The sequence below is a fragment of the Nostoc sp. WHI genome (assembly GCF_015714725.1).
In the GTDB taxonomy this organism is placed as follows: domain Bacteria; phylum Cyanobacteriota; class Cyanobacteriia; order Cyanobacteriales; family Nostocaceae; genus Nostoc.
On record NZ_WBKM01000122.1, the window covers coordinates 21974 to 28288 of the forward strand.

A 6315-nucleotide genomic window follows, 5' to 3' on the forward strand; every position below is an offset into this window, starting at 1 on the left:
ATCTGCAAAACATTAAAGCTGTAAAATTTACATTAAACTTACTTGTTTATACGGAATACACTGATTTTTGGGTAAATTAAAGAAAGCATTAGCTGTCTGGGCATAATAGGGCTGACAATTTAAAGGGGTATACGAAATGCTCAAGACAAGTTACGACTTTGACCAGGCTATCCTCCCCGCAGGATCTTCATTAAAAACTAATATTTTGCTACGTTTTCGGGCTGAAATAGCTGAATCTCCCCGACGTAACCTTAACCTTTCTCTGGTAATTGACCGTTCAGGTTCTATGGCAGGCGCTCCCTTGCATCATGCGCTCAAAGCTGCTGAGTCTGTAGTAGAGCAACTTGAGCCAGACGACATTCTTTCAGTAGTTGTTTACGACGATGAAGTGGATACTGTTGTACCACCCCAGGCTGTAACTAACAAGGCCGCGCTGAAAAATTCCATACACAAGGTTAGAGCGGGCGGTATTACCAACTTATCCGGGGGATGGCTCAAAGGCTGCGAACACGTAAAGACGCAGCTTGATCCGCAAAAAATCAACCGTGTTCTCCTGCTTACCGATGGTCACGCCAATATGGGCATTCAAGACCCCAATGTACTGACAGCAACATCGGGGCAAAAAGCTGAGTTAGGCGTTACCACAACTACGTTAGGTTTTGGTCAGGGTTTCAATGAAGACCTCCTGATCGGTATGGCGAGGGCTGCCAGTGGCAACTTCTACTTTATTCAGAGCATCGACGACGCAACTGAAGTGTTTAGTATTGAGCTAGATTCTCTCAGAGCAGTGGTAGGACAAAACCTCAATGTCACACTTGAGTTAGCTGATGGTGTCAGCTTGGTTGATACCTTAAGTCTTGCTAAAGTCAGCCAGAATGACGCTGGTAAAACTGCGATCGCCTTGGGAGAGCTTTACGAGGGCGAAGACAAACTTTTAGGGTTGAGTCTAGTCATATCCTCTGCTCAAGTTGGCGAGTTACCTGTGATGAAGCTGCATTACAGCGCTGATGTTGTGCAAAATGACCTCATTCAAAGCGTGTCAGGCACAGCAGATATCTTCGCCAAAGTTGGCACCGTCGAAGAAGCAGCTCTTGCTTCTACCAGCCATATCATTCTCGAACTGAGCCGTCTTACCATCGCTAAGGCCAAAGAGACTGCCCTTAATCTCGCTGAGGATGGCAGACATGAGGAAGCAGAGCAAATCCTCCGTGCCCTTGTGAAAGATTTCCGGGATAGAGGGTTGAACGAGAACTTTGAAATTGCTGAGGAGATAGATCAGCTTGAGTATTTCGCAAGTCGGATCGCTCAAAAAGCTCTAGGCAATGCCGGACGTAAAGAACTGCGGGATCAGAGTTATCAGACGATGACGCGCAATCGCAGCGATCTGGGGGGTCGCGGTGTCACTGCTGGGGATGAAGTGTACGCGATGCCGATTGTCAATGAAGTCGGTTCAGGTGTTGAATTACACTGTGTTCGTGAAGGAGGTAAACTGCGGATCAAAGTCATGTCTGAAGGCTACGATTCGACCAAGAATATCCAGTTTCCTAGAGCTATTCGTGCAGAGGGTGCACGCTATGTAGTTGAAGGATTGGAACTTTCAAGCGATGGCACTTTCTACCGTGTACGTGGCAACATCACCCGTCTTGCTCAAGCTGGTGAACCAGATATCTTCGTTGCTCATAGTCAATCGAGGTCAACTAATACAGGCAAAGCCTCCAAAGGCCCTGCCAGTGCCGCCGATCTTCTCACAACTGACACTGTAGGAGACAACATTTTAGTTCAGTGCGTCAAAGATGGCAGCAAGCTGCGCGCCAGGGCGGTTTCCGATGGATATGAACCGGATTGGAATATGCGTTTTCCGCGATCGGTTCGTGAGGAAGGAATGCTTTACGTTGTTGATGAAGTCAAAACAGCACCCGATGGCAAGTCTTATATTGCCTGTGGTGAAATTAAGCGATTTGTGCAACCTACCATTACCAATTGAGTTGAACAAGAAAGATTGTGAGTACTGCTTCAGTTAAACAGAATTATGGCTCAAGGTTTTGTCTATGTTTTAATCAATCCGTCATTTCCCGACCAAGTAAAAATTGGGCTTACAGAACAAACATCTGAACTAAGAGCCAAACAACTTCGGACTACTGGAGTGCCGACTCCCTTTATTGTTGTTTATGACGAACTGGTTTCTGAATGCGAGTTAGTTGAGAGTAAGTTACATCAGAGGTTTGCTGCGTATCGTGTCAGTTCTGACAGAGAGTTCTTTCGTATACCTGTACGTGATGCTGTTCGCGCACTGCAAGAGGAAGCAGCTATTTACAAAATTTCTGACTCGGTTTTATCGAATCAAGTTGAAGTCTTGCCACAGCTAAAGCATTATTACAGCAAATACTTGAAGCTAGATATTGCAAGTGTGGCAATAGTCCAGTTAGTGGATGTTTGCTTCCTAGAAATTACTCGTCGAAATTACTATCCAGGATTACGTGATGAAATTATTGAGCGTGTTGACCTTGCAATTGTTGCGGCTGAGATGTTCTCACCTCAGAATTCTATTGATGAGAATACCCGACGTTTTCTTGATGATTTAGATGCATACGATTTAATCATGATTACATCACTATTTACTGAGGAGGGTTGCAAGCAGATTTCTCATGAGTGGGAACGTGGAAATAAACTTAAACATTCATCGTTTTTTATTGATTAACGTACCAAGCCGCAAACAACCGTGCTGCACCAGAACTTACTAATATAGTCGGTTGACACTAAAAGGTTATCTGCGTCCGTTGAGCGCGAACGTTAGGCGAAAAATTTTAGGCGTTGCTGAATCAAGGGATGAAATTTTATGTATTGAAATCTAAAACTTTTTATACTTTCTGCGTCTCTGCGCCTCTGCGTGAGATAAATCATCCCGCAAATAAAATATGCAACGCCGATTTTTCTCGCTCAAGGTTGATGAATAGCTAGGTTACGCCTCGATCGCAGGGTTATAATCATCTGGGTTATCAAACCCTGCAATCCAGGCGGCTGCTTGATGGCAAGTTTGCATATATGGGGGAACGCGCAGGATATGAGTATGTCCTGTGGATGGACAGATGACTTTCAAAACCATAAACGGTTCGTCATCTTCAAAAGGAATGCAGACAAGTTGACGTTCCCCCCCTGCATCTTGATCGCGATCGCGGACTAACCCCCCAACTTGCTGCAAAAATGTCTCGTATCCCAGACGCTCAATCAGCACGCGCCGCAACTCAACATTCTCCATATTGAGAATATCTTGCCCTGTTAGAGACTGGGATTCAAAGGCAATGCGTAGGCGCAGCCCGCCGTAGGCATCGCTCACCTGCACGCCTCGCCAGCGTAAGACGAAACCATGCCCCGCTATTAAACTAGTAATCCCACTCCCAGCCAACTCGATCCAATGGGTGACGTGCAGACCTTTGGCAAGGGTGGTGAGATTCAGACAATCGCTGATATCCAGACTTTCGCAGGTGAGATTTTCAGGTAAATTGTAAAGAGCCGATGCACCACTTAAATCCAGATGACCCAAAACGCGCATACCATCCCAAGCGCGATGCTCAAGGATGAGTTTTCGAGCAAGTTCAGCTGATACAGGCTCGTGACTTTCCTTTGGGCGCTGCTTAACTGGTTTATTAGGCACACGTCCATTCGACATTATTTTGAGCATTAGTCCATCACTTCCACGTATGCATCGGGGCGATATTCACGTTGTTTCCAGACACGATAAAGCCCTTGGGGTAATTCAATCGCCCGATGTTCTTCATGAACTAAAGTGGCACTTGCTTCTTTAACCTCAAGAAAAAGGTCACTTCCATGCACCCACAACTGAACAGTATTGGATTGCTGAATCCGATGGCTGTGTCCTGTGAGTTCACCATGAGCGAGAGTAGCACCTACACACTTTTGAGCAGCTACAGGTAAGCTAGCAATACGTCTGATTAAAACGTCGCCATGTCTGTAGAGAACACCAGCTTGGTTAGCTTGAAAGTTGTTGTCGTTAAACATTTTTATATCATAACAATTTTGTATAAATAAGAGCTTTTATCTTTTACAAATTTTTGCAACGCAACCCAGGTAAGAGTTGGTTGTTCTTCTCTTAGCTTCTGCCAATTGCAGGACTGTATTCAATCTCGCTTTTTTTCTTTAACTTACCTGTCTAGTCTAAAACTCTAATTTTAGCTATAGAAGACAAAGACCAATAGAACTTTACTATTCCAGAGCTTATTTATCCTGGCGACTACTCCCTCAACCACCCCAGTGACCAAAAAGAAGCACTCCTGCTAATTTTTATCAGCAATTTTACTGATAAAAAAATTTGAATCCTCGTTTTTATCGTAGTTTTACTGTATACATTGGCATTCATAGTCCTTACTCTTAAGTAAACATTTACAGAAATGGTTTACTAGGCTGTTTGGCTCTAAGTAACACATACCTAAGTCTAAAAAACTTGGACTTCTATTCAAGGAATGCCAACGGCAATCGAGATAGATTTTTATCAAATCCTCAGCCCAGAGGCTAGATTCAAAGTTTATAGGACTAGCCCTTTCAAGGTGACAAACGAAGATACGTTGTTTCAGTGCTGCCATCTTGTATCCTCGGCTCAGATTTTTGGCTTTTTGAAGGTTGAAATAACTAACCTTCGTTCCAAATTTCACCACCTTGAAAGAGCTAGTCCTAACCTAATTTATTCAAAAAATTATTAAGTAGAGAAATTAAAACATGACAACTGCATATATTCTCAGTAATAACACTCTGATCTCGTTTGATACCTCTAACCCTGATAACCTTAACGCTAACATACCCATTACTGGACTTGCGGCAGGGCAGAATTTAGCAGGTATTGATTTCCGTCCCCAAAACGGCAAACTTTACGGAATCGCTAGCGATGGTGTGGGCAGTGCCCAGCTTTATGCCATTAGTATCCAAACTGGGTTAGCTGTTGCTGTCGGGACATTAGGGCAATTTGTTGACACTCTTGGCAACCCTCTTGCAATTACAGGTTCCGACTTTGGAATAGACTTCAATCCAACAGTCGATCGCCTCCGCATTGTTACCTCCAATGGACTAAACTTTCGCGTTAACCCCAATACTGGGGCGGCGATCGATGGTAACTTATCCATAACGGGCATCAATCCTGATCGTTCGATCAATGGTGGTACTACTACAGTCAATGCCACTGCCTATACAAACAGCGCTCCCAACGTTACAGCGACCACACAATACACGCTAGATTCAGTCACCAATACACTATTCATTCAGAATCCACCCAATAATGGCACCCAGGCATCGCCACTGGTAGTCACCCTTAATGGCACTCCTCTAGACTTTACTAGTGTCAATGGCTTTGACATCCCATCTGGTGTCAATGTTTCAGCATCAAATACTCCAGCCACAGGACACTCCAAAACGAAGTGTCTCCTGCTGGCGTACCTCTGATTGGATTGACTGCCGATGGTACTCAACTCCTTCGGTTCAATAGTGCCAGTTCTGGAACAGTGACAACCGCCGCGATCGCTGGTGTAACGCTAGGTGACACCTTGGTAGGCATTGACCTACGTCCAGCGACTGGGCAGTTATATGGACTGGGAATTAACGATGCAGCGAACACAGGCACTCTGTACTTGATTGACCCTCAAACTGGAACAGCAGCGATCGTGGGTGCGGGAGCAGGGCAAATTGCCTTTGTTGACACTCTTAACAACCCTGTTGATCTACCCCCTGCTGCTAACACTGGCTTTGGCTTTGACTTTAATCCAACGGTTGATCGGATACGTGTCGTTACAAGTAGTGGCTTGAACTTCCGCCTCAATCCGATTACAGGTACTACTGTTGATGGAAATGCTGGAGTAACAGGTACTAACGGGACTTAAACAAAACAGGAGAGTCAAAAGCAGTATAATGCTCAACTAGCATAGCTTTCACGTTGAAAAAGGCTCATGAAAGAAACCACACCTGCCGCCATGCCTCCATGCTTTGAAAGATGGTGTCAACGATTTGATGATGTGTTTACTCATAAGGCTCAAAAAAGAGAGTTTAGACACTATGTAGGAGGATTATTGGGAGAAAGTGAGAGAAAAAACTTATTTCAGCTCGCAGAGAATGCTATAGGGGTGACTTACCACCGATTACACCACTTTTTAACCCAAGCACCTTGCTTGGTCTACTTCCCAGGTAAACGAACGGCGCTTGGAGATCATTGACAGGAGGCTTGAGACGTAGGTGGGCAAGCAAACCTTTGAACACCTTTACTGAAGCCTTAGAAGCCTTTAGAACGGCTATGTCTTATCGATTTTTCGATTGGTT

At 44.7% G+C, this 6315-nt stretch carries 6 protein-coding genes and 1 pseudogene; 5 read left to right on the forward strand and 2 right to left on the reverse strand.

Features of this window, described 5'->3' with window-relative positions; genetic code table 11:
- The first annotated feature begins 136 nt into the window (after window positions 1-136).
- A complete protein-coding gene (locus tag F8S12_RS12600; protein WP_196516618.1) occupies window positions 137-1984 on the forward strand; it encodes a vWA domain-containing protein in 1848 nt (615 codons plus the stop codon).
- Window positions 1985-2029: 45 nt separating this feature from the next.
- Entirely contained in the window at window positions 2030-2698 is a 669-nt protein-coding gene (locus F8S12_RS12605) for a GIY-YIG nuclease family protein (protein WP_196516619.1), read from the forward strand.
- A gap of 261 nt (window positions 2699-2959) precedes the next feature.
- Here F8S12_RS12605 and F8S12_RS12610 read toward each other — a convergent pair whose 3' ends face one another.
- Together F8S12_RS12610 and F8S12_RS12615 are read right to left on the reverse strand one after the other, a co-directional pair.
- The gene (locus tag F8S12_RS12610) at window positions 2960-3679 is read right to left on the reverse strand and encodes a DUF6745 domain-containing protein (RefSeq protein WP_196516620.1); all 720 of its coding nucleotides are present in this window, start codon (window positions 3677-3679) and stop codon (window positions 2960-2962) included.
- Entirely contained in the window at window positions 3679-4017 is a 339-nt protein-coding gene (locus F8S12_RS12615; RefSeq protein WP_196516621.1) for a hypothetical protein, read from the reverse strand. Before F8S12_RS12615 ends, F8S12_RS12610 begins: the two co-directional genes overlap by 1 nt.
- Before the next feature lie 714 nt (window positions 4018-4731).
- Between F8S12_RS12615 and F8S12_RS12620 the strand changes: the two genes are divergently transcribed.
- From F8S12_RS12620 to F8S12_RS12630, 3 genes and pseudogenes are all read left to right on the forward strand, one after another.
- Window positions 4732-5448 (forward strand): DUF4394 domain-containing protein, encoded by a 717-nt coding sequence (locus F8S12_RS12620; protein ID WP_196516622.1) that lies wholly within the window; start codon window positions 4732-4734, stop codon window positions 5446-5448.
- Window positions 5424-5882, forward strand: a complete 459-nt coding sequence (locus F8S12_RS12625) for a DUF4394 domain-containing protein (RefSeq protein ID WP_196516623.1) — start codon at window positions 5424-5426, stop codon at window positions 5880-5882. Before F8S12_RS12620 ends, F8S12_RS12625 begins: the two co-directional genes overlap by 25 nt.
- Before the next feature lie 66 nt (window positions 5883-5948).
- A pseudogene (locus tag F8S12_RS12630) lies at window positions 5949-6228 on the forward strand (transposase); the annotation flags it as partial.
- Window positions 6229-6315: the final 87 nt, after the last annotated feature.